The organism is Micromonospora sp. DH14 (assembly GCF_029809455.1).
Lineage (GTDB): Bacteria > Actinomycetota > Actinomycetes > Mycobacteriales > Micromonosporaceae > Micromonospora > Micromonospora parva.
The window spans coordinates 1-539 of sequence record NZ_JARVKT010000079.1 but is presented as its reverse complement, the minus strand read 5'-3'; the positions used below and the strand labels follow the sequence as shown (position 1 = coordinate 539).

Below are 539 nucleotides of genomic sequence, written 5' to 3'. Positions count from 1 at the left end.
ATCGCGGCCTCCCACGTCCTTCATCGGCTCCTGGTGCCAAGGCATTCACCGTTCGCCCTTGACAACTTGACCACAAAGATGCTCGCGTCCACTGTGCAATTCTCAACAAACGACCAACCCACAACCCGATCCGCCCCACACCAAACCCGATCCTCAGACCAGCGGTATGCGAGGCCAGGCCATGCCTGGCAGACTTCCAGCCCCCACAAGGAGGCCGGCACAGTCTCTGAAACAACAACCAATGGTTGTTCCTTCAGGACCCAACAGGGTGCTTACATCTCCCCCCAGCCGCACCAGAAGCAACCGTTCCCACCACCCAAGAGTGGCTGTACTAGGCGCCGCCGGCCGTTGCCAGGGCAAAACTTGCCAGTGTCTCCGCCATCTGAGCACCCCGACCCAACATTCGTAGGTCGCGGGCTCCTTACCGACTTTCGTCGGAAGGTGCTCCTTAGAAAGGAGGTGATCCAGCCGCACCTTCCGGTACGGCTACCTTGTTACGACTTCGTCCCAATCGCCAGCCCCACCTTCGACGGCTCCCT

1 rRNA gene is annotated in these 539 nt (G+C 60.1%); it reads right to left on the bottom strand.

Annotation, left to right across the window (positions count from 1 at the left end):
* Positions 1–452 precede the first annotated feature (452 nt).
* Positions 453–539, bottom strand: a 16S ribosomal RNA gene (locus tag QCZ28_RS34420); the annotation flags it as partial.